Origin of the sequence: Oleiagrimonas citrea (genome assembly GCF_012395255.1) — a bacterium.
Classification (GTDB): Bacteria; Pseudomonadota; Gammaproteobacteria; order Xanthomonadales; family Rhodanobacteraceae; genus Oleiagrimonas; species Oleiagrimonas citrea.
In genome coordinates this window covers 325,092-345,672 of the sequence record NZ_JAAZQD010000002.1, presented here as the reverse complement: position 1 = coordinate 345,672, position 20,581 = coordinate 325,092, and the positions used below count along the sequence as shown (strand labels likewise).

At 59.7% G+C, this 20,581-nt stretch carries 25 protein-coding genes; 14 read left to right on the top strand and 11 right to left on the bottom strand.

Going from position 1 to position 20,581, the window contains the following annotated elements; translation table 11 throughout:
- The first annotated feature begins 21 nt into the window (after positions 1-21).
- The gene (locus HF690_RS05600) at positions 22-612 is read left to right on the top strand and encodes a hypothetical protein (RefSeq protein WP_168608753.1); all 591 of its coding nucleotides are present in this window, start codon (positions 22-24) and stop codon (positions 610-612) included.
- Positions 613-660: 48 nt separating this feature from the next.
- On the opposite strand, the gene HF690_RS05595 is transcribed toward HF690_RS05600, so the two are convergent.
- Entirely contained in the window at positions 661-969 is a 309-nt protein-coding gene (locus HF690_RS05595; RefSeq protein WP_168608752.1) for a hypothetical protein, read from the bottom strand.
- Between the two features lie 289 nt (positions 970-1,258).
- On the opposite strand from HF690_RS05595, the gene HF690_RS05590 reads away from it, so the two are divergent.
- Together HF690_RS05590 and HF690_RS05585 are read left to right on the top strand one after the other, a co-directional pair.
- Positions 1,259-1,714, top strand: coding sequence for a hypothetical protein (locus tag HF690_RS05590; RefSeq protein ID WP_168608751.1), 456 nt, complete (start codon positions 1,259-1,261; stop codon positions 1,712-1,714).
- Positions 1,715-2,470, top strand: a complete 756-nt coding sequence (locus tag HF690_RS05585; protein WP_168608750.1) for a hypothetical protein — start codon at positions 1,715-1,717, stop codon at positions 2,468-2,470.
- A 33-nt stretch (positions 2,471-2,503) separates the two neighbouring features.
- Here HF690_RS05585 and HF690_RS15000 read toward each other — a convergent pair whose 3' ends face one another.
- The 3 genes from HF690_RS15000 to HF690_RS05570 form a co-directional block, all read right to left on the bottom strand.
- Positions 2,504-2,644, bottom strand: coding sequence for a hypothetical protein (locus HF690_RS15000; protein WP_205300799.1), 141 nt, complete (start codon positions 2,642-2,644; stop codon positions 2,504-2,506).
- 337 nt (positions 2,645-2,981) lie between these two features.
- On the bottom strand, positions 2,982-3,782 hold the full coding sequence (locus HF690_RS05575) for a transposase (RefSeq protein ID WP_240151598.1): 801 nt from the start codon (positions 3,780-3,782) through the stop codon (positions 2,982-2,984).
- Between the two features lie 180 nt (positions 3,783-3,962).
- Positions 3,963-4,862 (bottom strand): pseudouridine synthase, encoded by a 900-nt coding sequence (locus tag HF690_RS05570; RefSeq protein ID WP_168608748.1) that lies wholly within the window; start codon positions 4,860-4,862, stop codon positions 3,963-3,965.
- 236 nt (positions 4,863-5,098) lie between these two features.
- Here HF690_RS05570 and HF690_RS05565 point away from each other — a divergent pair, with 236 nt between their 5' ends.
- Together HF690_RS05565 and HF690_RS05560 are read left to right on the top strand one after the other, a co-directional pair.
- Positions 5,099-5,449 carry a carboxymuconolactone decarboxylase family protein gene (locus HF690_RS05565; RefSeq protein ID WP_168608747.1) on the top strand — a complete coding sequence of 117 codons (351 nt, stop codon included), beginning with the start codon at positions 5,099-5,101 and terminating at the stop codon, positions 5,447-5,449.
- A gap of 174 nt (positions 5,450-5,623) precedes the next feature.
- Positions 5,624-6,688, top strand: coding sequence for a serine hydrolase domain-containing protein (locus tag HF690_RS05560; protein ID WP_168608746.1), 1,065 nt, complete (start codon positions 5,624-5,626; stop codon positions 6,686-6,688).
- Positions 6,689-6,843: 155 nt separating this feature from the next.
- On the opposite strand, the gene HF690_RS05555 is transcribed toward HF690_RS05560, so the two are convergent.
- The gene (locus HF690_RS05555) at positions 6,844-7,827 is read right to left on the bottom strand and encodes a GGDEF domain-containing protein (RefSeq protein ID WP_168608745.1); all 984 of its coding nucleotides are present in this window, start codon (positions 7,825-7,827) and stop codon (positions 6,844-6,846) included.
- A gap of 553 nt (positions 7,828-8,380) precedes the next feature.
- Between HF690_RS05555 and HF690_RS05550 the strand changes: the two genes are divergently transcribed.
- The 4 genes from HF690_RS05550 to HF690_RS05535 all read left to right on the top strand — a co-directional run bounded on the left by HF690_RS05550 (position 8,381) and on the right by HF690_RS05535 (position 11,385).
- Positions 8,381-9,187, top strand: coding sequence for a hypothetical protein (locus tag HF690_RS05550; protein WP_168608744.1), 807 nt, complete (start codon positions 8,381-8,383; stop codon positions 9,185-9,187).
- Positions 9,188-9,258: 71 nt separating this feature from the next.
- Positions 9,259-9,696, top strand: coding sequence for a hypothetical protein (locus HF690_RS05545; protein ID WP_168608743.1), 438 nt, complete (start codon positions 9,259-9,261; stop codon positions 9,694-9,696).
- 132 nt (positions 9,697-9,828) lie between these two features.
- Entirely contained in the window at positions 9,829-10,386 is a 558-nt protein-coding gene (locus tag HF690_RS05540) for a DUF3228 family protein (RefSeq protein ID WP_168608742.1), read from the top strand.
- A 261-nt stretch (positions 10,387-10,647) separates the two neighbouring features.
- Positions 10,648-11,385, top strand: coding sequence for a hypothetical protein (locus HF690_RS05535; protein WP_168608741.1), 738 nt, complete (start codon positions 10,648-10,650; stop codon positions 11,383-11,385).
- A gap of 219 nt (positions 11,386-11,604) precedes the next feature.
- Here HF690_RS05535 and HF690_RS05530 read toward each other — a convergent pair whose 3' ends face one another.
- Positions 11,605-11,811: a Rossmann-fold NAD(P)-binding domain-containing protein gene (locus HF690_RS05530; protein WP_168608740.1), complete on the bottom strand. Its 207-nt coding sequence runs from the start codon at positions 11,809-11,811 to the stop codon at positions 11,605-11,607.
- 470 nt (positions 11,812-12,281) lie between these two features.
- Here HF690_RS05530 and HF690_RS05525 point away from each other — a divergent pair, with 470 nt between their 5' ends.
- Positions 12,282-12,602, top strand: coding sequence for a hypothetical protein (locus tag HF690_RS05525; protein WP_168608739.1), 321 nt, complete (start codon positions 12,282-12,284; stop codon positions 12,600-12,602).
- 163 nt (positions 12,603-12,765) lie between these two features.
- Entirely contained in the window at positions 12,766-13,557 is a 792-nt protein-coding gene (locus tag HF690_RS05520) for a M91 family zinc metallopeptidase (protein WP_113064271.1), read from the top strand.
- 140 nt (positions 13,558-13,697) lie between these two features.
- Here the strand turns inward: HF690_RS05520 and HF690_RS05515 are convergent, their stop codons facing one another.
- The 3 genes from HF690_RS05515 to HF690_RS05505 form a co-directional block, all read right to left on the bottom strand.
- Positions 13,698-14,600 carry a M91 family zinc metallopeptidase gene (locus tag HF690_RS05515; RefSeq protein ID WP_113064272.1) on the bottom strand — a complete coding sequence of 301 codons (903 nt, stop codon included), beginning with the start codon at positions 14,598-14,600 and terminating at the stop codon, positions 13,698-13,700.
- 345 nt (positions 14,601-14,945) lie between these two features.
- Complete coding sequence (locus tag HF690_RS05510; protein WP_168608738.1) at positions 14,946-15,257, bottom strand: HPF/RaiA family ribosome-associated protein; 312 nt, start codon at positions 15,255-15,257, stop codon at positions 14,946-14,948.
- 55 nt (positions 15,258-15,312) lie between these two features.
- Positions 15,313-15,714, bottom strand: a complete 402-nt coding sequence (locus HF690_RS05505; protein ID WP_113064274.1) for a host attachment family protein — start codon at positions 15,712-15,714, stop codon at positions 15,313-15,315.
- Between the two features lie 273 nt (positions 15,715-15,987).
- On the opposite strand from HF690_RS05505, the gene HF690_RS05500 reads away from it, so the two are divergent.
- The 3 genes from HF690_RS05500 (at position 15,988) to HF690_RS05490 (ending at position 19,409) form a co-directional block, all read left to right on the top strand.
- On the top strand, positions 15,988-17,760 hold the full coding sequence (locus tag HF690_RS05500) for a phospholipase D-like domain-containing protein (RefSeq protein WP_168608737.1): 1,773 nt from the start codon (positions 15,988-15,990) through the stop codon (positions 17,758-17,760).
- A 399-nt stretch (positions 17,761-18,159) separates the two neighbouring features.
- Positions 18,160-18,912, top strand: a complete 753-nt coding sequence (locus tag HF690_RS05495) for a hypothetical protein (protein ID WP_168608736.1) — start codon at positions 18,160-18,162, stop codon at positions 18,910-18,912.
- A gap of 221 nt (positions 18,913-19,133) precedes the next feature.
- Positions 19,134-19,409: a hypothetical protein gene (locus HF690_RS05490; protein ID WP_168608735.1), complete on the top strand. Its 276-nt coding sequence runs from the start codon at positions 19,134-19,136 to the stop codon at positions 19,407-19,409.
- 230 nt (positions 19,410-19,639) lie between these two features.
- Here the strand turns inward: HF690_RS05490 and HF690_RS05485 are convergent, their stop codons facing one another.
- Positions 19,640-19,828 carry a hypothetical protein gene (locus HF690_RS05485; protein WP_168608734.1) on the bottom strand — a complete coding sequence of 63 codons (189 nt, stop codon included), beginning with the start codon at positions 19,826-19,828 and terminating at the stop codon, positions 19,640-19,642.
- Positions 19,829-20,022: 194 nt separating this feature from the next.
- Positions 20,023-20,541: a hypothetical protein gene (locus HF690_RS05480; RefSeq protein WP_146742276.1), complete on the bottom strand. Its 519-nt coding sequence runs from the start codon at positions 20,539-20,541 to the stop codon at positions 20,023-20,025.
- Positions 20,542-20,581: the final 40 nt, after the last annotated feature.

The following is a 20,581-nucleotide window of genomic DNA, read 5'->3' as shown; positions in this document are numbered from 1 at the left end:
TTAATACAAGGAGTAATTACATTGCGAGACTGGGTCGACTATCTATCAGCAATATCTAGTGCAGTCACTCCCGTATTAGTACTGGTGCTTACGGGAATGGGATGGCGTATCAAGGTAAGGTTTGAGCGTTCAAGGGAGCAGCGTGTACGCGATCAAGAGCGTATTAAGGAATTGGAAGATAAGCTGCGTGAAGATCGCATAAACACATATAATTCCTTGCTTGAACCATTTTTTATATTGTTCACTTCCGATGAAGTATTTAAGTCTGATCCTAAGTATAAGAATAAAGATAAAAGCCACCTTTCAATAGGGCGCATGCTCACGGTCGATTACAGAAAAATTGGATTTAAGCTATCACTTGTGGCCGATGATGCAGTAATACGTGGGTACAATAAGATGATGCAATTCTTTTATAAAAACGAGAGTCATGGCTCGTCTGAAGAAGATCTGATGGTGCATACTTCGCAATGGATTAGACTTCTATCTGAGCTTTTGCTGGAAATAAGGAAAAGTATGGGGAATCAGGCTACGAGGCTCGATAATTGGGAAATGATAGAATGGTTTATGTCAGATGTTGACGAGTTAAAAAAGGCTTTGCCTCATAACAAATGAAAGCGGTTCCCCTAAAACAAGAAAAGTCGAAAAAGGGGGCGGAGGGAATTAAATCGAGATAATTTCCTCCATCCCCTTTGATTGAGCGTTCTTCTTTTTCCTCAGCTCGGAAGTGTGTCCGTGCTTGCTACCAAGGCCGAAAGTTGAAAAAATGGTGCCAGGGACATTTCTTGAGGGTAGTTGCCTGAAGTGATGATGCCGGAAGACTTCATCGATCACCCGGAAGGCGGCAGATTTCTGCAGGTCTTCAAATCCCGTGCGACCGTCGCCACGCCCGACGGCCGGTTCCGCTAAAGGGGCGCTTATGGTTCTATTGACGGGGGTGGCGAAATGGTGACCCTTTTCGGAAAGTGTCATCTGCGTCTTATTTATTGTGTGGAGACTGACATGAGCTCTAGTCCATACCTTTCAATGTGTAAAAAAAGGTGTCAGGGACAATTTACGAAATTCTTGAAAAGATGGTTTGGGTCGCTTCTAACTGTTAACTAGAGGTAGTGCCAAGAGAGATATGCGTCATGACAGACGGCATGCTGAAGAACCTGATCTGGCCGGCCATGGAAAATGGTGTCAGGGGCCATTTTCCCAAACGCACGGTGGGCTGCGCAAACGGGCGGCGACTTAAATCCAGCGTAAGCACTCAGATGTAATGGACAATTCCAATCAACAGGATCCACCGGCTGGCACTCCGGAAGGGTCTATACCTATCGACCCTGATGTGGGCTTCGCCCCGCACATCACAGACGACTTTTTGGATAGTTACGGTGAGAGCTCAGTATTTGTTACTGCGGCCGTTGACTGTCTCACGTACCGTTTCGTCAGGGTGCTCGTGAAGGCGGGCAAGCTCCCCCAAGAGCATCACACGCCGCAATACGGTACGCCGGAAATGCGCGAAGCATTGGAGCAACTTCTTTCCAAGCTTGCGTCCTGCGGCATGGACAAACCTCCTGTTGTGCTTATGCGCTCTGCGGTTGGACGTTCTGAACCGCGCGCATTCCAGGATGCTGCAGGTGCGATTCTTGGCGTAGGGTTAGTTGGAAACTGGTTTCGCGAGCTAGAGCATGAGAACTATTCTGGTGCACGTTCACTTTTGGTGGCTCACTGAGTGAGCGCCAACCTATCATTCAAAGAAAAAGGGTTCAGAGTGCGATTGAATGGAAAGCTGTCGGGGGCAAGGTGCGCCAGCGCGGTAGCTTTCGAAAGGCTTCTGCGCAGGCATACGTGGTTGGCGGTGGGCATCGTAGTGGTGCCGATCGTGCTCGGGTTGCCTGTGCTTAGTGCGCAAAAAGGCGGCTACAGTTTGGTGCAGGGGCTGTTCATTCCCACCTATGTGCCCAATGTCGCCGTGATCGGCACGGCATGCTCGAATTTGCTGCTTCTGGTGGGCGTACTGGGACTGCTGGCAGGTCTTGTCTGGCCTGCACTCTCGGTATGGACGGGAGGCATTTCGCGTACCCGCGTCGTACTCGCCTATGGTGCCCTGATCACACTGGGCATTTTCTGCCGCATCGAGACGGCAGCGTTGGTGAGGTACGTGTTTGCGCGAGATAATCGCGCCGTGAAGGCGCTCTATGCAGAAGTGCATGCGGGTACGACAATCGGACAACTTAAAGCACTCGCAGCACGGTATTCGCCGGATATCCGAATCCGCTATAGCAGCCTGAGTTCATACGATATGCTGCGTGCCGAGAATGATCGTCACGATCCGTGCACCGTCGAATATTCCTCGCCGGGGCGGTATTCGGGCACGCGCCTGGTGGCCGAAGTCTCCGAGTGCGGAGGCAAACCGGGGGCGCGACTCGCCCGCATCTACCTCGTTGACCACAAGAAGAAGGTGGGACAAAAGGGCGGAGGGATTTGAGTGGGGAAAATGGGGTCAGGGACCATTACCCTCTCAGTCGATAGGCAGCAACTGCCGCTGGCTGTGCCAGGCTCTAGGCTGGCCATTCAACGGGTCGACAAATTCCAGCGTGCGCGCCAGTAGTTGCAGCGGATGGGCGTGATCATCGTCCGCCATCGAAAATGGTGTCGCCATTTCGCCGCCGCCTGTCAATAGAACCATAAGCGCCCGTCGCCCCGCTGCCGGGGAGATCGGTGCCACGTAGCCATGGGTCCGACTTCCGCTGCGTTTTTTCCGGCGCTGAGGATCGCGCCAGTCACCGTTCTGGTTGTCAGCCAAACACTCGTCGGTCAACGCGGGATCCGTCCAGGTGCGCGCTTGCGCTGCACAGGATGACGGGCTCTAGGTCCCAACCCTTCGTGGCTCGGTCCGCGTGCGGTCCTGCCTGCTACATGGTGGCCGGCGATCACGACCATTCAGGGTCACTGGCTCAAAGCCAAACACCTGTTCCGGCCTGCGACCGCCGGCACGATCAGCCGAAGGCACGCTTCGGATCAAACTCGGTGCCGTCCCTGAGCAGGTGGTAGCACGCCCGCGCCAGCTTGTGCGCGACGGCCTTGATCGCCACTACCCGGTGCTTCGTTGCTTTCTTGCGGTCGTACCAGCTTCGGATCTGTGGGTTGAAGCGGGTCGCGTAGTTGGCCGCTTCGATGTACGCCCAGCACAGGTAGCGGTTGCCGCTTTTCCGATTACCTCGACCCTTCTTCTTGCCGTTGGACAGGTGCACGCTCTCGACCATGCGGCAGTACGAGGCGTACTCGCCCACCGAGGCAAAGCGTTCGATCGGGCCGGTCTCCAGCGCGATGGTCATGCACAGGATCGGACCGATGCCCGGCACGCTGCGCAGGCGCATCAGGTCACCGGGTCGGGCCAGATCCTTGCGGACCCATTGCTCGAGGCTGCTGATCTGCTCCTGCAGCGTCAGCCACAGCCTGTACTGCAGCAGCACGCCATAGCGCGTACTGACGTCCGGGAACAAGGCTTCCAGCTCATTCGGTGCGATGCGGCGCAGGGCGTTGGTCGACAGCTGCTTGCCGGTGCTGCGGCTGAAGCTGGACTGGATCGCCAGCATGAGCTGCACCGCCTGGCGCACCAGCATGAAGCGCCGGCGCAGCAGGTCACGGGTGGCGCGTTGCTCGCGCGAGTAGATGTAGCCTTCGTAAGCAAAAACGGTTCCAGGTACACATACGCCCGTTTGAATCGGAGCGGCGAAGGCCTCTAAAGTGAAGCTGGAATCGTTCTTGCGCCGGAAATGCGCGAAGCATTGGAGCAACTTCTTTCCAAGCTTGCGTCCTGCGGCATGGACAAACCTCCTGTTGTGCTTATGCGCTCTGCGGTTGGACGTTCTGAACCGCGCGCATTCCAGGATGCTACAGGTGCGATTCTTGGCGTAGGGTTAGTTGGAAACTGGGTTCGCGAGCTAGGAAAATAGGTGTCAGGGACCATTACCCTCTCAGTCGATAGGCAGCAACTGCCGCTGGCTGTGCCAGACTCTAGGCTGACCATTCAACGGGTCGACAAATTCCAGCGTGCGCGCCAGCAGTTGCAGCGGACGGGCGTGATCATCGTCCGCCTCGGGCTGCAACTGCGGATACCAGCGGTCATGCAGGATCGGCGCACCCAGCGCGGCCATGTGCACCCGCAACTGGTGCGTGCGGCCTGTGACCGGGGTCAATGCGTAGCGCCATAGATCCGGGCCACGCTCGAGGACGTCCATGCGCGTTTCGCTGTTGGGGCGACCTTCTTCTTCCCGCATGCGAAAGAACGGCTCGCCTCGTACCAGTCGCGAGCGGTAGACCCGTGGCCATGCCTGTTGGCGCAGCGGGGCCGCCAGCGCCTCGTAGGACTTCACGATACGGCGTTCGCGAAACAGCGCCTGATACGCCGCTCGGCTGGATGCATTAACGGAAAACAACACCAGGCCCGCCGTGGCCCGGTCGATGCGATGCAACGGCACCAGGTCCGGATGGCCCATGCGGCGACGCAAGCGCGTCAGCAAGGTCTCCTCGACGAACCGTCCCGCGGGCATCACCGGTAGGAAATGCGGCTTGTCCGCCACCAGCAGGTGCGCATCGGCATACAGAACCGTCTCGGTCACCGGAATGCGGGGTTCGTGGATCACCTCGCGGAAATAATGCACGCACAGACCGTCCCGAACAGGCGCATGCATGGCCAGAGGCTCCCAGGCTGCATCGAGCACGCGTCCCCGCTGCATGCGTTCCTTCCAGGTGTCCGGCGACACGGCGGGAAAGCGCGAACACAGGCATTCCAGCACCGTGTCTCCGTCGCCCGGCGACAGGTGCACCGTACTGGCGCCAGGTGGTCTGCGCGGTTTGTGCTGCGGCGGGTGCATGCAGATCTTCACCGTGGTGAGTACACAAGGTCAGCGTCGATTCTTTCACGGCTCGACCGCTAATAGGTGCAAAAAGGGGAAGGCGGCTATTAAGCCGATTCAATATCTTGTGCCCTTTGCCTCCGTGTCGCGTCGACCGGCGAGCCGGGCGATCGGCGCCGGACTTGATCCAGGTCCAATCGCCCGCGGCACGATGCGGGCACACTTCGAATCCGTCCCGACGACCCGGAGTGCATATGTCCCACCTTTCATTCAAGACCCTGACCCAGGATCTCAACCAGGCCCTGGCGACCTTCCGCGCCGATCAAGCGGACACCATGGCCGGCTTCTCGTCCCTGGCCAAGGCGGCGCTCGCGCCTGGCGCGTTGACGGCGGTGCACAAGGAACTCATGGCGCTGGCGATCGGCGTCGCCGGGCACTGCGATGGCTGCATCGGGTTCCACGTCAAGGCGCTGCGCCGCATGGATGTCCCGCGCGATCAGTTCATGGAGACCCTGGCCGTCGCGGTCTACATGGGTGGCGGCCCGTCGCTGATGTATGCCGCCGAAGCCGTGCGCGCCTACGAGGAATTCGAGGCGGACGGTTGATGGCGAAAAGGGAAGCGGAGGTCATTAAATCGCCTTGATGGCCTTCCCCTTCGCTCCGTTGTGCGTGGGGCTGGAGCGGTTTGCGCGCTTTGTTTGGATGGTCGCGCTGGCGTGTATGCTCGAGTTGTTGCCGTTTCCACCTATTCATTACGCCTCCTGCCTCGAAGCCGCCGCATGAAAGCCGACAAGAAACGCATCATCCGCATACTCCGGATCGTCATGCCGGTCGTGGCGATCGTCTGTGTCGTGACGCTGCCGCCGTGGCCGGGCATCAAGGCCTGGCTGGCGCCGTTGCCGGACACGGTCCAGCAGCAGGTCGACGATGCCGCGCATGACGGGCTGGACGGCATCATCGTGTATGTCGATCAGGGCGGGAAGCCGCCCCGGCTCTACGCCGCGGGCTGGAAGGACGCGGCGCATCGGGTGCCCGCCGATGCGCATGCCTTGTTCAAGATCGCCAGCATCAGCAAGCTGTATATCGCCGTGGCCACCGTCAAGCTGGTCCACCAGCATGTGCTGTCGCTGGACGACACCCTGGCCGAGCGATTGCCGGAGCTGGCCGGTCGCATCCAGAACGCGGACCGCATTACCCTGCGCATGTTGCTGCAGCATCGCAGCGGTATTCCCAATTTCGTCGACGCGGACGGGTTCGACTGGGGGCAGCGGCAGGCCGATCCCCATGACAATCTGAAGCTGGTGCTGGACCAACCGGCCGACTTCGCACCAGGCGCGCGTCGCGAGTACTCCAATACCAACTACCTGCTGCTTGGCGCCATCCTGGACCGGGCGCTGGGTTATAGCCATCAGCGCTACATCCAGCGGGAAATCCTCAAGCCGCTCGGGTTGACGCACACCTACGGCTCGCTCCGCGATGTGAACCTCGCCGATCTGGCCAGCGGCCATCAGCACGGTGTCGACGCGGACATGAAGACGCTGGATTTCGAGACGCCCGGCGGTTCGATGGTGGCCACGGCACGCGATGTCGGGGTGTTCGTGCGGGCGTTGAATGACGGCACCCTGCTGAGCCCCGACGAGCAGGCCCTCTATGCCTCGGTCTACCAGTACGGGCATGCCGGCTGGCTACCGGGATATCAAAGCATCGCGCGTTATTACCAGGACATCGACACGGTCGTGGTCGAGTTCGCGAGCACCACGGGTGACAACAAGGAACTGCTGACGAATGTCGTCTACCACCGCATCGTTCGTATCCTGCGCAGGCAGTCGAAAAAGGGTGTCTGAGGCATCGTTGCTTCCTTTCGCGGGCGGCGCTCGGGTGCTGGTCAGCACAAACGTACCGTCTCGCGCAGGGGCGGCGACCTGATTCTTCAGGGGCACTGTTCTGGCCAGGCAATGGATTCGAGAGGGAAGTCCCGGACTCTTCCCTGGGGTCGTCATCAGGACAAGGTAGTGTCCAGTACGGCGCGGTCGCGGCCCGTTTCTTTGGCCTGGCGCATGGCTTGGTCGGCGCGCACCAGTAGCGCGTCGATGGTTTCGCCGGGTCCGCGGCTCTGGGCGATGCCGATGCTGATGGTCATCGGTCCATCCGGGCGTTGCACCATCAAGCGTACGGCCCGCCGTACTGTCTCCATTCGATACTGCGCCGCCGCCAGGTCGATGTCCGGCAGCAGTATGGCGAATTCTTCCCCACCCACGCGACCGATCAGATCGTGTGCGCGTACGTGGGCGCGCAGAACATCGGCTAGGCCGATCAGCACCGCGTCGCCGGCGGAATGGCCGTAGTGGTCGTTGATCCGCTTGAAGCGGTCGGCATCCAGATACGCCACGCACACTGGCGTGCGCTGCGCGTGATGCTCCTCCAGAACACGCTGCGCTGCATCGAGAAAGCGGTTGCGAAGTAGTACCCCGGTGAGGCCATCGAACGTCGCCTGTTCGCGCAGTTGCAACTCGAGTTGCAACTGTCGGCGCGAGGTGTGCTCCATCACTGCGTGCATCATGGCTGACAAGGTGACTGCCACGCTCATGTAGACAGCGAACTGCAACTGCTGCAGCTCGCTCCCCTGCATCAGGAGCATCGGCAGCGGTCCGAATGCCGTCAGCGCCATTGCCGTCAGAAAACTCCAGCGCGCAGGCCAGAACACCGAGGTGACCACCGGCAGCAGGAGGCTTCCGGGCATTGCCCAGGTCAGTCCCTCGGTCAGGCCGATGCCGGCGAAATTGATCGTCACCTCTGTGAACAGCACGGCGCACAGTGCCACCACACTCAGCGACACAGGCCCTTTGGTGCGGCCGGCCAGCAGTGCCAGCAACAGTAGCGGTAGCGCGGGTGCAAAGCGCAGAACTGGAGGCAGTGTCCAGGCATCCGCCTCCACCGCCGTGATGTACACCGTTACCGTGGCAAGCAGGCTCAGCGGAATCATCGGCCTCAGATTGGCCGCCTGATACCCTGCATAAGCATGTCTCAGCTTCATATCGGTCCCGGCCCGACCACCCTGACCACGGGGCATACCTGCCCCTGAAGCGCCGCCCGCTGATTGCGTGACGTGCGCACGGATGAAGCACAACCCGACGGAAAGATGGTTCAAACGCTTTGCCGTCGGCTACAGACTAACCAAACCCGAGTCCGTGTGCACTTTGTGCGTTCGGGTCGAAAAAAGCGGGGGTACTTTGGGGCAGGCATGAAGAGTTGCTGGGTGCATGCGTTTCCGCAGAAATGGAATCTCCCGCCATTGGCCCAGATCTATCGCATCGACAGCATGTGTGCGAGCGACGGATTGATGACAGCCTTAGTGCTTGCTGGCAGCCGTGTGCCCTGTTCGTCCTGCGGTGGACTTGAAAAAAAGAGGCCAGGACCATTTTCGGGATCGCGGGAATTTTCGCCAAAATCCTGATTGGATTGCATGAATGCGCGTTGCTTGAACGGCAGATATCTTCGCTATACTCGGAAGAGTATCTGCATGACAGGGGGATTTCATGCTGTTTATCTGGGGCCGCCGTGTGGTTCGGCGAAAGTTTGGTTACGTCGCGGATTTTTGTCCGATCTGCCGCCAGGCGCGCATCTTTATGCTTAGGGATGTTCGGGTCTATCGGCATGTGTATTACATCCCTGTGAGCGCTTTCGAGAAGCTGGGATACGAGCGCACCTGCATGACATGCAAGCAGCGATTGAGCGGGGCACCAGCCGAGTACACGGCTGTGCGAAGGATGCCGGCTCATGCGGCTTCTTTCATTCAGACGAGTTTCCCGCGATTACGCGACATATACGCCGAGCGATTGCGCATCGAGGATGAAGTGCGTCGTTCGCCGCTTTCATTGGCCAATGAAATGCGGCTTCGATTGATCCGCGAACCGTTCGTGCTTCAGTCACCATTCGTCGATGCACGGCGTCGCCGTACATCGTTGGATGTGTATTGTTTGCTGGCGTTGATCGCAGGAGCTGGGCTGGTGACTTTGACGCCCATAGTCAGCGGGATGTTGCACATGTACGAAGAAGGTCCGGTCTTCGGTGTCATGGCCTTGTTGGCTCTTGCTCTGATCGCTTGGGTGTTCTCGACTGAGCCGCGCCGTTTCACACGGCGAAAATTACTGCCTCGCATCGTTCAGGCGCTGCGCCCCTTGAAGCCTTCTGAGAGCGAGTTGACAGCGGTGGTGAAGAGCATGATAAGCGAAGGCATTCATGTTGCGACATATTTGCGTTCAAGCCTTGTGTTGAAGGCTCTGGCGAAGCCTTCGCATTCGAGGGCGTGGGGCAGCGCGGACCTTTCGAGAGGGCGGGGTTAGAAAGTGAGTGCTGATCTCCTACTCTCTCTTGTTTCGGAAACCGCTTCTTACCTGGAGACATACCATTGGAAATGGCCAATCTGAATCTTGAGGCAGTCTCGAACACGAGGCGGGTCTATTCCCCGATCCAGTCTTCTTTTGCGGCCTTTCTGGGCGGGCCGTTGGCCGCCATCTGGTGCATGCGCAGGAATTTTCAGGCGCTCGGCAAAGCCGAGTCGGTAAGGAAGACGAGCTTGTACGGCGCCCTCGTGATGCTGGCGATGTTCCTTGTATTGCCTTTTCTTCCGGACAAGTTCCCGAGCTTCGTCATCCCCGTGATCACAATCGGCGTTACGCAGACTTTGGTGCAGCGCCTCCAGTTCACCAAACAGGTCATCATCGAGTCCCGGACGCTGGATTTTCATTCGAATTGGTTGGTGGTCGGGGTTGGGTTGTTGGCGATGGTCCTCACGTTGGCCGCCTTCGTGGCATGCGTGTTCGCGCTTCAGTATCTGGGGATTGTTCGGTGATCGTGGCTTCGTGTGAAACCGGGACACGTCCTGAATGAGGCGCAGGGCTTGACCTTCGGGTGCCTTCCGCGCACGACGGACAGGTGACAGAGCGCGCGTTACTCTTGTCGCTGGTTTCCTTGGCGGCTGTCCATGTCCATCGTCCTCACTCCCTTTGCCTGCACCCGGCTGTTTCCTGACGCATCGCGACGCAACACCATCCAGGACTGCACTGCTGATGCGTTCGAGCGACGCCTGAACGAAGAGGCGCCGCTCGCGGTGCTGGAAGGCTACGCGCCGTTCTGCCGTCTGCATGTGCACCGCAACTGGACGTCGACGCGCTGCATGGCGGTGCCGATCACCGACGACAACCGCCACTTGCTGCACTCGGCCTACGAGGCCCGCTCGGCGGACGAGCTGCCGGTGCTGGTGCGCTGGTTCGAGGATGTGGACCCGCCCGTTGCCCGCTACTTGCTGCCGATTCTCTACAGTGCCGAGCAACTCGAGAAAGAGGGCTCGCCCATCGATGCGGACTGGGGCGTGGTCGGCTGCCTGTACTCCATGGAGCCGGCCGAGACGCCGATGGCGCCGATCACCATGATGCGCAATGCCGTCGGCGTCGACGAAGGCGGTTCGGGCGTGCCGCTGGATCGCGCGGCATATCAGCAAAGCGTGGCCTTCTGGCAGGAGCATGCGAACTGGCGGGGTTGAGTTGACGAAGCCTGGATGGATGCAAGAAATTTTCGACATCACACCTCGCATATGTTATCTGCTTGAGCGGCGATGCTCCTGAGAATATGTTTGTGCGTGTAATTGTTCCTGCTTTGCGTGTAGGTTTCTAATGCCTTTAACAAAAAGAGTAAGGCAGTGAGTGGGAAGTTATTGCGGCCGTAACTTTTATTTCAGTGCGCGTCTTATCCATGAGATGTATTCCAGTTTTTGGATGAATGGATTCGCAAAGGGGGTTATGCGATGAAGATTTTTGCAAAGTCGTGGCTCAAAGATAACAAGATCTATTTCGAGATTTTTGCCATGGTGCTGCTCGGGATCATGGCTCTTGCGGTTTCTCTTTCGCAGCTATTTGTGTCCATAAAGGAAATGAAGCTGATGTCCGCGCAGCTTCGTGTTGCCGAGCGCGGGGTGGATCCTTTGATTATTCCAACATCCAAATACGTGGATAAAAGCGATTTGGGTGTGTACGCCGGAGATGTGCTCAATATAGTGGACGAGGGGGCGCCGGTATTCGAATTCCACCCAACATGCAAAGTTATGCTGGGCGTTACGATTAAAAAAATCAGTACAGGAGAGGTGGTGCTAAATAAAGATTTTGCATTGAGGTTGTACTATGACTCGTATGTTCCGGGTGATGGGCGGAAAGGTGTGGTTGCTGTATACAGTAGGTCGGGGAATAATCTAAAAATTTTCGATCTTGAAAAATCTATTGAAGGCTATGCTAAGTTACGAGGGTATTCCGCAAATATAGCTGTGCGTAGATACTTGAGGGTTTCGTATCTTGGGTCTTCGGGTTCGAAAGTCACGAAGTTCTTTATCGTTGGGGCTGCAGGTACTACAGAGCTGATGCCTCAGGAAGAAGGTCGGAGAAAATTTCATGCCTACGATCAGGCCGTTCGAAAGCATGATTTTCTACGTATAGATAAAGTTAATGCGGGCGGATTCGTGGCCTCATTGTTTTCAGGCTTGCGATCATAGCAATACATAGGGCTTTTATTCGTACTGAAAAGTTCAGATGCGAACAAGTCAGGTTATCGCCTCTGCCTTCTGCTTGCTTCAATTCTGTTATTTTTTAATGAGCGCGTAGTCCCTGTTTTCCAGGTCCTCGATCAGGCCCGGCTCGGTGGGATGCCAGTCCAGTGTTTTGAGCGTGCAGGTGCTGGCGGCGGTGAGGTTCATGTTGGCGAACGGCGCCACTCAGGCGACGTACACTGCGGCCTCGTCGGCGCGGATCGATTTCGCCGGCAGGTGTAGCCCTTTGCCGAGCGTCCGCGCGATGTCCCGGGGCGCGATGCCTTCCTCGGCACCTGCTTGGTAGCTCGCGCCGGGCTGATTGCTTTCCATGACCTGACGGTAGAGTTTCGCCGCGTCGAGTACGAGAACAACCGCCCAGCGGTTAAGCACATCCAGCGCCCGGAACTCGGGCTGCTGGCCTTCGAGTATTCCATCTTCGCGGTGGACGGCCGCCCGATCTGAGCATGATCGTGTACAACCCGGCGACGCCCGAAGACAGGGGGCGTATTGTGCCCGGCCTGCGAATGATTGAATCAGCTGATGATTGAATCAGCCGAGGACGGAGGAAGCGTGGCAGTTGTCCGTTCCGTAGAGCCATGCCGGGAAGCTTGTTCCATGAGGCAGAGTTGGGCATACGCAGCTTGGCTGGCACCAGTGAAAGCGGCATTTGACCCCGTACGCGCAGCGGCCCCTAGCCGGGCCCGGCAGTCTGAGTGGGCGCGGGCTTTGCTCCAAGGGTGAGTCCCTGATGCCGCGGATCAACGCGCTGCTCGTCCATTGGTAAGTCGGTCAAACGGCTAGTTCAATCCCGCTCGCTGCCATGTTAACAAGCAGCATGCTTCCAGGAAGGAGGGATCATCATGCCCAAGACGTTGGCTGGCTTCCTGTTGCTTGCCGGACTGATCCTTCTGGTCTGGGCCGTCATCGGCAAGCCGATGAAAATCAAGGATATGGAACTCCAGGAATTGTTGGGTTGGCAACGTATCCTGATTGGTGGCCTGGGGGTCACTTTCATGATCGTGTCGACGGTGCTATTCGCGACGAGGACGGATCGAGGGCCGATCCCAATGATGGCGCCTCAACCTTCGTCTTCGCGGCCTTGGGCCGAAAATGCACTGACGCACGAGCACAACGCTACCCGAGTCCAGTCCGACAATCCGGATAGCGAGAGGCCGCCGTAGCATCCAGCAGACGAGGACTTGCCTGGCGTGGATGCGACCGGTGCGCCCTCCCTCATTATCCGAGGGCGGTTCGCGACCGGAGAGTTGATCTGCCAGCGACCGACAGGGATACTGCAAAAACAAACGGTTGGATGTCCGATTCTTGCATGCAGGGAGGTGCGCAATGTCCGGTCCATGGAAACCCCGGCAGGTGATGAGCTACGCGGATGTGGCGCGTGGCAAGCATAAGCAGTTGGGCGTCGAGCCTATTCACCCGAATCACGGTCGCGCCAAGATCACCGGGCAGGAACTGACCGGACAGAAGAGCCAGCTGCGGAAGGTCGGACTGATGCCGGCCATGTCCGGCTACGACCACCTCAGTCTGCAGCGCAAGAGAGGGCAGAGCAGTCACGGGTTCACCGATTTCATGGTCGATACTCGTCGCGCGTTGCATACGCTCGACAGCCAGCCGCAAGGCAAATCGTTGCTGAGTCAACTCAACAATGGCCCCAGTCCATCCATGGTCGATTTCCATTCGACGGTGATGATCGCCGACGCCCGTACGCGCGACGACCAGGGCAACACCGCCAAGCCGCAAGGCATGCTGGCGTTTCGGGACAAGCCACTCAAGCATGACTCGCCGGGATTCGGCGAGGCAACGACCGTGCACTACAACCCGGACATCAAGAAATCCGACGGTTCGCGTCCGGCCTTCATTGGCCTGGGGCACGAGCTGGTCCATGCCTTGCGCAACCAGACGGGCATGGCGGTCGATACCAACGCACTCGATCACATGCCCAAGCGCAAGCTGCTGCACACGCAGATCGAGGAGTTCGAGACCGTCGGCTTGCTGAAGGCGCCGCAGGGGATCACCGAGAACTCCTTGCGCAAGGAGCACGGCATTGCGCCACGCACCGAGTACTCGGGCATGACGCCCATGCCGAAGATGAAAGAGCTGATCAACAAGAACAAGTGACGGCGCTGAGGCCCGGGCAACCGGAAAGCGGCAGAGTCATGGCACGCTGCTCTGGTCTTCTCTCTGCACGCTGACGCATCCCTGCAAGCCCGATGACGGGACCGAGCCGATAGAAACGATCAGGATCGGGTGAACAAGCGCTAGTCCGTCAGATTCTTGATGATGCGCCGCATCGGCGACAGCGGAGTCGGGCTGTCCCAGTATTTCTGCTTCATCGAGCGCGTATCGGTGAACCGGTCCGCCACATCCAGGTCACCATCCATGCTGCCCGGCCGGTAACCGGAATAGTGCCGTCGGGCGGTCAGCCCGTGTTCGTGACGCAGCAGGTTCTCGGTGGGCTGGAAGCGGTGGCGCATCCTGGGCGTCGGTTCCAGTCCCACGGTTTCGAATTCCTCTTTCAGGCGCATGCCCATGTCGAGGATGTCCTTGGCCGACTGTCCGTGCTCGTTGGTCGGATGGAGCAGGGGTTCATGGCGGTCCATGCTGACCTCGGGCGGGCTGACCGCCATGCCGTGCGAGGCGCGCCACGCGTGGACCAGTTCGTGCCCCAGACCGATCGCGCGCCGCTGAGGACCCACGAAGGCATCGCCGCGGTCGTTGGTCGCGAAGGCGTCGAATTTCACCTCGCTGGCCTGGCCGGGACCGGAAACGCCCTTGTAGCGATAGGCCATCCGCGCCTCGGCCGCCTGCAGATCCGCACCGCCGAACATGGTGGTGCGCGGTGCGTGGTGGTGACCGCGGCGATCATGGGCGTAGATGTCGACGGACGTATTGGGCGTGTACGCATTGTGTCGGTCCGTGGGAGGCGACACGGTCGAAGTGCGGCTGTTGAGCTCGCTGAGCATCCGTGAACCGACGGGCTTGCTGTCCAGGCGTGTGATGGCCCGCCGGGTCTCCAGCATGTGGTCGTAGTACTCGGCGGCGGACTGCACCATGCCGCGGCGTGCGCGGATGCCGCTGTACTTGGGGCTGACCACGCCATGGTCGGCCGCCCGAAGATTCCGGCGGCCTGCTTGCAGCTGTTCCTTGGTCACGTTGGGCATGCGAGGCGTCCTTGTCGGTGATGCTTCGGTGGGCCGGTACGACACGATGGGCGGGAGCTTCCGCGTCGCGCATCCTTGCCGAGTGTGCCGTGCCGTGTCGAGGTCCGGAATCGCAGCCGGCGAGGTCCCCTCGACGGGGCGATTCTTGTTTCAAGAAAAGCTTTCGGATCAAGCTACTGCGCGTCGAGTTCGTTCGTCAAGAATCCGTGGAGAGCCAGGTCGGTGGCGGTCTGGAACGGCAGGCCCGGAGCCGGTCCGCGCCGGTCCGGCTTCGGATGCCCGGGCCGTCGCCGCAATCATGGAAGCGCCGGGATGGCAGAGATGCTTCGCATCCCGGCGTTGCGCTCAATGCCCACGCTTGCCGATGCGACTGTCGAGGCGGGAGCGCATCTTCTCGCAGGCGCCGCGAATGGCTTTTTCCATGGTTTCATCGTCATGGTTGACGCCCATGGATGGGCCGTTGCTCATGCGCGCCTCGATGGCGCACTGCTTGTCGTGACCGCCGCCTTTGGTGCCGTTGGCATCGGCCAGATGCACTTCGATGCGCGTCAGGTAGGGGAAGAAACGTTCGAGGTGCTGCGTGACCAGACTGTCGACGCTGGCCTGCAGCGCCTCGCCGCCGGGAACTCGGTCGTCGGTGTTGAGCTGAATCTGCATGTCGTGCTCCTTGTACTGTCGTGTCGCCGAGGCATGCGCGTCAGGCGAAGACGGTTCATTCCGCCTGCAGTGCGCTCTGGATGTCCGCCAGGGGCGCGTTGGTGAAGGTCTTGGCGACTTCCATGAGAAGGCGTCGCTGGGTTTCCTTGTGCAATTGCGGTCGCATCTGGCCCAGCGTCTGCGGATCGGCCACGAGCACGAGATGTGCGTAAGTGTTCTGCAGTGCGGCGGCGTTGAGCCGATTCGCCAGTTGCTTGGCAAAAGTGGCTTCATCGGTGGATTGCTCGTCGGACTCGGGCGGCCGGTGACCGGAAGGGCCTTCATCGAGCAGATCACGGGGCTGGATGAGTTCGATCTGTTCCAGCGAAAGCCTGTAGTCGGTTCCGGCGTTGCGGAACAGGCGTGCTTCCGCGCCATCGGCGACCAGGATCCATGTATCAGTGGGTATCTTTTTCATCTGGAACTCCCTTGCAAGAGTGACGAAACGATTGTGCTACAGCAAAGCACAGTTGCGCTTTACTTTCGCAAACTCCAGAGGCGATGACATTAAGACCCTCAGCGGCTTCAGGTCCACGGCGTTCTTGTGTGCCGCATGAACCGTGACTGGGCTCACGGTGCCGGGAGCCGGATGGCCCGATAGTTCCGGTTGTCACCGCGTTGTCAAACGTCCCCACGAGACTCCCTCGGTCATTTTCGCAGCCAAGAGCTGCTTTAGAGGGGAGTATCGACCATGAATCGTGCCGTTCACGCGGTACCGCGTGCGCTTGTCTTTCTTTTCGCGACCGTCGTCGCTTCCGCCAGCCTGTTCCCTTCGTGGGCAAGGGCTGCGGATGCCCGTCAGGTGGTCATTTCCGAAGTGTCCTGGATGGGCACGACGAACAGTTCGTCCGATGAATGGATGGAGCTGTACAACACCACGGCCGCGCCGATCAGTCTCAACGGCTGGACGCTGCAGTCGCAGGACGGCACGCCGTCCGTCAGTCTGAGCGGAACCATTCCGGCCCACGGGCATTTCCTGCTCGAGCGCACCGACGATACCTCGGTCCCGGGCGTGGCCGCGGACGAAATCTACACCGGTGCGCTGGGCAATGGCGGCGAGACGCTGGTGCTGACCGACAGCCAGGGCACGGTGCAGGACCAGACCGCTTCCGCCTGGGCGGCTGGCGACAACACCACCAAGGCCACCATGCAGCGCGCCAAGCTCAGCGGCGACGGTACGCTTGCCAGCAGCTGGGCCACGGCCACCACCGGTTACGGCTCCGGTCTCGGCTACGGTACGCCGCAGGATGCGGCCGACACGCCGCCGCCGCCGATGATCAGCGAGGCGTTCCACTATGATCTGAAGTTCGCCGGCGGCCTGTCGGGTAGTACGGTGACCGACCCGTACGGGGAACCTTCGTCGAGCGACAACCTGCCCATGGCGCAGGCCATGCTGGCGCGCATCAATGCGGCGACCAAGACCATCGACTTCGCGGTCTACGGTTTCCGCGATCAGTGCGCATTCGAGGATGCGCTGGTCGCGGCGCAGGCGCGTGGCGTCGTCGTGCGTGGCGTGGTCGACCAGAATTCGGACGGCAGCTTCACGTACCACGACAACAACGGCTGCGATACGCAGGCCGTGATCACGGCGCTGGGCAAGGACAGCTCCGGCAATCCCTGGGTCCGCGTCGACAAGAATCCGTCGACGGGCGAGGGCTTCGGCTACATCATGCACAATAAGTTCTTCGTCATCGACAGCGACTGGGTCTCGACCGGCTCGACCAACTACAGCGACACCGGCATCGGCGGCGAGTACAACGCCAACTGGACCATCATCATCCAGTCCGCGAATCTGGCCAGCGTCTACACGACCGAGTTCGACGAGATGTGGATGGATGGACTGACCCATCACCTGAAGTCGGACAACACGGTGCACCTGCTGCCCGTCTATACCGACGGCACCCAGGTCGAGAGCTACTTCTCGCCGACCGATGACGCTACCAACAACGCCATCATCCCGGCGATCAACGGCGCCCAGCACACGTTGGACATCGCGATCTTCTATCTGACCAGCCAGCCGATCACCGATGCGATCCTGGCGGCGAAGAACCGCGGCGTGACCGTGCGCGTGATTCTGGACAGCAACGGCGCCAGCAACACCTACAGTACGCACGACCAACTGTGTGCGGCGGGCATTCCGGTGAAGATCGAGAACTTCAAGGGCCGCATGCACATGAAGGCGCTGCTGGCCGACAACAACAGCATGATCATCGGCTCGCAGAACTTCACGGGCGCGGCCAACGCCGACAACGACGAGAACACGCTGTGGATCCGCAACGGCGCGGTCGGTGCGATGAGCTACGACTACGAGACGTACTACAACAACCTGTGGGGCGCGATCCCCGACATGTTCATCTGCAAGAATCCGGGTTCGGAAAGCAAGTATGTCGGCAACACCTGCTCCGACGGCATCGACAATGATTTCGACGGTTACATCGACGGTGCGGATTTTGGGTGTCAATGAGTGAGCGCGTTGATCGGTTATCTGCAATGTGATCGATAGCCGTATCCATGCAAAGCCCCGGCATTCGTATGCCGGGGCTTTTTTTGTTCATGAGATGGAAGCGATGTCGGGTTCGCCGGCTGTCGTTAGGGGCAGCAGATTCGATCGCTGATCAGTGGTCCGTTCTGGCGGGTCCGCTGTGTCCAAATGATCGGCGATACGGTCTGTATTCGATTGCGGTAGACCCGAATGGGACCCGGACAATTCTGAAATCGGCAGATCATTCCATGGCCCCCATCGCATTTTTCGATCCAGAGTGGAGTAGTCTGGTAGCGTTTCATCGCGAAATCAGGGACGGATGAGGCTTGTACAGAGGAGAGGGCGGGATTTAGAGATTGGTACATTCAGGGGGAAGGGGACATGAAATGGTATACATGCCTGGCGATATGCGTCATGGGCACAGTAGCGCTGCAAGCGAGCGCCGAGGCGGCTGATCGGTCGCCGGAGAATTTCGACGCACTGCTTGTGCAGATAAGCAAGGTGAGTTCGACTGCATCCCAGTCGGCATACTCACGCGAGTTGCAGAAATCCGTCAATGCAGATGCCGTGCGACGCGTGGAACAAGCATGCGCCCGCAAGCATCATGCGAGCGTCAAGACATTCAGCTTGCTGGGCATCATGCGACTGGACGGGATGCTCAAGGCGCCCGTTCCGCTGCCGGACAACGCCTTTACCGCATGCGTGGCCGATCAAATTGCTTCGGTGACGTTTCCGCTGCCACCCGGCAAGGGGAATGGCTGGCCGGTGGCCATGCAGTTCGACGGCAAGTCGGGGCGGGTTCTGTACATGGCCGGGGATCGGCAACGCTCGATGTACCTGCCTCGGCAGCGTGCCACGGCGACCAGAAAGTGGGTGTACACCCCGGCTCCGCGTATTCCGGCGAATCGGCATCAGGCATGCGAGATGAGCGTGTGGGTGACCGTGGGCGTGCATGGACGCGTGCAAGAGGTGGACAAGGGGAATTCCAGTTGTTCCCCCGTGGTGGGGCGGTATGTGACCGAAGCCGCGCACCAATGGATCAACGCGAACATGCATGGCGCTGCGGAATCCGAGCCGAGGGATCTCCGGATTTCCTTCAGCGTCGGCAAGCGGAGAGTCCGGGTAAAGCTTTGATGTGAGCCGGGAGACGCTCCCGGCTTCATGCGTATTCGTTCAATCCGATCGTGGATTCCACGTCGTGCGGTGGAGTCCGCGTGGTGGTGGATGGGTGCATGTCCCGTCGGGCTTGCATGACGGTCGACGTTTCATGGCATGCCATGTCCAGGAGGGCGTCCTGTGAGATGTGTGGCGGGTCCGTCGGGCGCCAGCCAGGAATGTGGTCGCAGAATGCAGTGATGTTCGAAGACGACCCGTTCGCGCTGCGCTTTCGACATGGTGACATCGGCGCCGGCCTGGACGCAGGCCGGGTCCGCTGCATCCAGGACGGAGTGCGTGATGAAGTGCAGCACTCCGGCGATCCCGCGTTTTCTCGGATCGCGCATGGCGAAGTGCGGCATGCCGGGAATGTCGTCATCGTGAGGCACACCGCGTTCTGCTTCCAGACGTGCGCGACGAAGCCGCTGCTGAAAAACTTGGCCGCCGGCGATGTAGCGGGGCACGGGGGCGGGTGAGCTATGCGCGTTGCGGTGGTGTGGAGAAGGAAGTCCGAGTTCGAGGCGATGGGGCGAAGCGATGGGGTGAATCGGGCCCGTCGTGCGGATTCGTGGCGTCTTGAGGCGCCTTGATGGTGGGTGTGGCGGTTGTACCGAGCCCCGTTTGTTGACGGCTTTGGTCTGGGGTGAGTGTGGAGATTTCAACGGCAGCTCAGCGTGCCGTTCGTTCGATTTCAGGAAGACTGCGATCAATCCTCTTGGGGTCGAGTGCGCGCGAGCGCGCAAGCGCGCAATCGCGGAACGAACCGCCGTGGCGAGGCCGGAGCAAGCAGCAACAGTCCGAGCATGCCGTGGCCGAAGACGATCCAGGCCATGATCGTGGCCCGTCGGAGTGAAAACGCCTGTTGATGATCCGGCTGCAAGCGGGTGACTTCCATGAGCCGGATTCCTTCCTTCGAGCGTCGTCTGACAAAGGATGGACCGCTCGATGAAAGCTGCGTTCCCCGCAGTGTTCGCGGTGCGCACGGGATAGGTGTGCGTCGAGTGCCTCGTGTGGTGCCGCGGCTGCGGACCATCGAGATCCGCAACCCTGGCGATTCCGTATGCGGGCCGGCTTCGGCTTGGGTTGTGGTCAGTCGAAATCCAGGCGCATCTCTACGGCATCCGGTTGCTCAGAGACCGGGGCCGGCTTCGGAGGCGGAGCCGGCTGGGGCGGCGCCTTCACGGCTGCTCTCGCAGGCGTGTCGTGGGCGGGGGCGTTCGCGTTGTGCGGGGCCTCTTCCTCGTACGTCTCGGCATCGTCCGCGATCGGAGGCGGCGAGAAGTAATGCCGGAACTGACGGGAGCCGATGGCGATCAGGTAAGCGTAAAGCACGCTGGCGATCACGATCTGCGCATGCGCAATCTTCCATTGCATGCGGGATATCGGGAAGATCATGTACTGGTAATCCGCACGCAGATCGAAGGCCGCGAGCGTTGCGGCGAGCACGAGCAGCAGGCTGAAGCTGATGCACAGCCCATGTCCCCAGCGCGGACGACGGATGACGCCGTAGATCACCAGCCCAAGATAGATCGAGAATGCGAGCTGGAAGATGAGTGCGACCACGGCCTGGTGCGATACATGCACGGCGCCGAGCATGTTGAACAGCATGTGAAAGAAGCCGAAGACTGTCGGCAGCAGAGCAAGTGCG

Bases quoted from the DNA above. Each gene is read 5' to 3' on its own strand.
- HF690_RS05520 (WP_113064271.1), top strand. From the start codon at position 12,766: ATGTCCGGTCCATGGAAACCCCGGCAGGTGATGAGCTACGCGGATGTG.
- HF690_RS05480 (WP_146742276.1), bottom strand. From the start codon at position 20,541: ATGCTGTTCAACATGCTCGGCGCCGTGCATGTATCGCACCAGGCCGTG.
- HF690_RS05500 (WP_168608737.1), top strand. From the start codon at position 15,988: ATGAATCGTGCCGTTCACGCGGTACCGCGTGCGCTTGTCTTTCTTTTC.
- HF690_RS05525 (WP_168608739.1), top strand. From the start codon at position 12,282: ATGCCCAAGACGTTGGCTGGCTTCCTGTTGCTTGCCGGACTGATCCTT.
- HF690_RS05550 (WP_168608744.1), top strand. From the start codon at position 8,381: ATGCTGTTTATCTGGGGCCGCCGTGTGGTTCGGCGAAAGTTTGGTTAC.
- HF690_RS05495 (WP_168608736.1), top strand. From the start codon at position 18,160: ATGAAATGGTATACATGCCTGGCGATATGCGTCATGGGCACAGTAGCG.
- HF690_RS05560 (WP_168608746.1), top strand. From the start codon at position 5,624: ATGAAAGCCGACAAGAAACGCATCATCCGCATACTCCGGATCGTCATG.
- HF690_RS05595 (WP_168608752.1), bottom strand. From the start codon at position 969: ATGACACTTTCCGAAAAGGGTCACCATTTCGCCACCCCCGTCAATAGA.
- HF690_RS05590 (WP_168608751.1), top strand. From the start codon at position 1,259: ATGGACAATTCCAATCAACAGGATCCACCGGCTGGCACTCCGGAAGGG.
- HF690_RS15000 (WP_205300799.1), bottom strand. From the start codon at position 2,644: ATGGCGACACCATTTTCGATGGCGGACGATGATCACGCCCATCCGCTG.
- HF690_RS05515 (WP_113064272.1), bottom strand. From the start codon at position 14,600: ATGCCCAACGTGACCAAGGAACAGCTGCAAGCAGGCCGCCGGAATCTT.
- HF690_RS05485 (WP_168608734.1), bottom strand. From the start codon at position 19,828: ATGGAAGTCACCCGCTTGCAGCCGGATCATCAACAGGCGTTTTCACTC.
- HF690_RS05565 (WP_168608747.1), top strand. From the start codon at position 5,099: ATGTCCCACCTTTCATTCAAGACCCTGACCCAGGATCTCAACCAGGCC.
- HF690_RS05545 (WP_168608743.1), top strand. From the start codon at position 9,259: ATGGCCAATCTGAATCTTGAGGCAGTCTCGAACACGAGGCGGGTCTAT.
- HF690_RS05505 (WP_113064274.1), bottom strand. From the start codon at position 15,714: ATGAAAAAGATACCCACTGATACATGGATCCTGGTCGCCGATGGCGCG.
- HF690_RS05570 (WP_168608748.1), bottom strand. From the start codon at position 4,862: ATGCACCCGCCGCAGCACAAACCGCGCAGACCACCTGGCGCCAGTACG.
- HF690_RS05490 (WP_168608735.1), top strand. From the start codon at position 19,134: ATGTTCGAAGACGACCCGTTCGCGCTGCGCTTTCGACATGGTGACATC.
- HF690_RS05555 (WP_168608745.1), bottom strand. From the start codon at position 7,827: ATGATTCCGCTGAGCCTGCTTGCCACGGTAACGGTGTACATCACGGCG.
- HF690_RS05540 (WP_168608742.1), top strand. From the start codon at position 9,829: ATGTCCATCGTCCTCACTCCCTTTGCCTGCACCCGGCTGTTTCCTGAC.
- HF690_RS05535 (WP_168608741.1), top strand. From the start codon at position 10,648: ATGAAGATTTTTGCAAAGTCGTGGCTCAAAGATAACAAGATCTATTTC.
- HF690_RS05510 (WP_168608738.1), bottom strand. From the start codon at position 15,257: ATGCAGATTCAGCTCAACACCGACGACCGAGTTCCCGGCGGCGAGGCG.